The sequence below is a fragment of the Streptobacillus notomytis genome (assembly GCF_001902585.1).
Taxonomy (GTDB): Bacteria; Fusobacteriota; Fusobacteriia; order Fusobacteriales; family Leptotrichiaceae; genus Streptobacillus; species Streptobacillus notomytis.
In genome coordinates this window covers 1-2,696 of the sequence record NZ_LKKV01000098.1, presented here as the reverse complement: position 1 = coordinate 2,696, position 2,696 = coordinate 1, and the positions used below count along the sequence as shown (strand labels likewise).

Genomic DNA, 2,696 nt, shown 5'->3' with positions numbered 1-2,696 from the left:
AGTTGATACTTTTAACATCTCTTTAACTGCTGCTCATAGAAGAGGAGGAAAAGATATTGCTTATGAGGAGAAAAAGAAAATAAATGAAAATGAAGAAAAAGTCCATAAGAACAATGGAATAAAAGAGGCAATAGAAAGACATCTAAAGTCAAAGGGAAGAGAAGGAAAAGTAGATAAAGATAAAGGATATAAACTAAGAGCAGAAGATACATTCCTATTATCAGCAATATTAAATGGAAAGATATATAATAACTTTGAATTAACTGTTGCAGGTATATATAATGCAGCAGACTTTAAAGATGATAAACATGAATTAGAAAGTTATATTAAAACAAAAGGAAAATTAAGTGAAGATGTAAAGATATTAAATGCAGAATTAAGACATGTATTAAATAGTGGAAACTTTAAACAATTAGGAAATCTATTTGGAGAAATAAAGGTAGAGACAAAGGCAAGTGATGAGATAAAGTTAACAAATGAGGCAAAGTTTGAGTTAAAGAGCATCTTAAAGAATGGTCAAAATCGTGAAACAAAAATAAAGCTATTAAACAAGGGAGAATACAAAGGAGTTAATGAGTTAAGGGGAGAGTTAAACTATGGCTTAGAGGTTAAAGAAGATAATGGTAATACAACATTAAAACATGAACCAGAGATAAAATTAGGAACAACAATTAATGTAACAGAAAAATTATCGTTACTTTCAGATAATTCAAACAAGGTAACATTGGAGCATAAGAGTGATAATATATCTAATCTTACAACAATAAAAAATGATTTTAAGACAACAAATAAGATAAAAGTAAAAATGTCAAAAGGCTTAGACTTAGAGACATTAGCAGAGTACAAGCTAGGAGTAGACTTTAAAAACTCTAATGGCAAAGAATATACACATGCTCTACTAACAGGAGGAACTCTATCAATAAAAAAAGAGATAGAAGAAGTAAATGTAGAAAGTAAAATAGAAGGAAGATACCTATTTGACACAAAACATAAACCAACAGAAAAAGCAAATGATCTAAGACATCAAGGATTTGTATGGACATTTTTCATTTAACATATAGCCTAACCTTAGCTCTGGAATTACATGTAGATGGGTTCTGTTTTCAAGATAAGTACCTATTCCATATAATTTATGAATGTTTCCATAATCAAGTTCTTCTTTTCTACTAAAATATAGACTATCAACATCTGCACTAACTTTTCCTAATAAACTTATTGTTCCATTTTCTCCAAACTCTTTTTTTAATCCATATCCTACATATGCTTTAAATAGAAAACCTTTATGTTAGCCTGAATATGTCTCGTACCCATCCTCATCAGGAAAGTCTTGATTTCTTAAATGATAATGACTTATGTTTATTCCTGTTAGTATATTATCTTTGTAATCTTCTCTTTCTATTAAAGTATTATTATATTCTATTCCTGCTCCTATTGTTAATCCATAAGGAAGAGATCTTTTTCCTTTTCCTGAAAACCAGGTAGATATATATCAAAGTCTGTAGTTAGTGTAAACTTTCTTCCTAAATCATAGTTTAGTTTTCCTTCTATTTCATATCTCTGTTCTCTTTGAGATGACATATTATTCCAATGCCATGCTTCAAAAGAACCATACTTTCCATTTAAATTTATATCTAAATACCTTAATTTCTTCTCATATCCATAGCTTACTTTTAAATTTAAATATTAAAAAAACTGTAGTATAAATACTACTGTTTAAATATTAATTAAAATGTATATCCAAACTCCACTCCCAAGAATCCTTTTCCTAAAATACCACCATATAAGGCTACATTATACTTATCCTTTAATTTAGCGCCTATAGAACCCTTAAACATTATATTTGGTCCTACCTTTGGACTAACATTACTTCCCTTGCTACTACTACTACTTTGACTACCACTTCCATTATTTATCTTATATTCCATATTTACTCCAACACCTAATCCTGCCTCCAGTCCAATATATACTTTAACATTTTCTTTTATTTTAAAATTGAAATCTGTTTCCATACTTAAAATTGCACTAGTAAAGATTTCAAATTTATCATTAGATATTTTCTCTAATAATACTGCTGTAAGTTTAGGTCCAAATGTTATATCAAATTTCTTATTTCTCTCTGATTTCCACTCAGGTAAAAAAGCTATAGATTGATAAATATATGGTTCTATTTTTACCCCTCCATAAGTACTATTATTAGGATATGGAAATGCACTAATTGCTCCCTCTAACCTATATCTTGGTCCACTTAATTTTGCTGGAAATGTTATTAACCCTATTAATAATGTTATCATTAACAATAATCTTTTCATCTTTTCTCCTACATATACTTATTTATTTTTTCCCTAAGTATTATACCCCCCCCCCCAATATTTTGTCAATAAAAAAAACAGTAGTATTAACTACTGTTTAAAAAGTATATCCTGCTTCTATTCCAGCAAATCCTTTTCCATATCCTCCATAAACTCCAATATTATACTTATCATTTATCTTAAATCCTACTGAAAGTTTTGCAATACCTGATAAAAATGATTTTGGATTTACTTTTCCTATTACACTTAGTCCAAATCCTATACCAGCTTCTAATCCTAAATATACCTTAACGTTTTCTTTTACTCTATTATTTAAATTTAATTCAGCTCCTAAATTGATACTAGGAGTAATACTTCTAGCTCCTCCCATTAAAAAAACCATTTTAG

3 protein-coding genes and 1 pseudogene are annotated in these 2,696 nt (G+C 28.6%); 1 reads left to right on the top strand and 3 read right to left on the bottom strand.

All coding sequences use genetic code 11. From position 1 onward, the window contains the following. Positions 1-1,054: hypothetical protein (locus tag BUE91_RS07160; protein WP_180371207.1), on the top strand; the 1,054-nt coding region annotated here is incomplete at its 5' end. Between the two features lie 380 nt (positions 1,055-1,434). Here BUE91_RS07160 and BUE91_RS07155 read toward each other — a convergent pair. The 3 genes and pseudogenes from BUE91_RS07155 to BUE91_RS07150 all read right to left on the bottom strand — a co-directional run. Continuing rightward, positions 1,435-1,578 (bottom strand): hypothetical protein, encoded by a 144-nt coding sequence (locus BUE91_RS07155; RefSeq protein WP_180370679.1) that lies wholly within the window; start codon positions 1,576-1,578, stop codon positions 1,435-1,437. 146 nt (positions 1,579-1,724) lie between these two features. After that, the gene (locus BUE91_RS05025) at positions 1,725-2,309 is read right to left on the bottom strand and encodes a hypothetical protein (RefSeq protein WP_073508147.1); all 585 of its coding nucleotides are present in this window, start codon (positions 2,307-2,309) and stop codon (positions 1,725-1,727) included. A 97-nt stretch (positions 2,310-2,406) separates the two neighbouring features. Further along, a pseudogene (locus tag BUE91_RS07150) lies at positions 2,407-2,696 on the bottom strand (hypothetical protein); the annotation flags it as partial.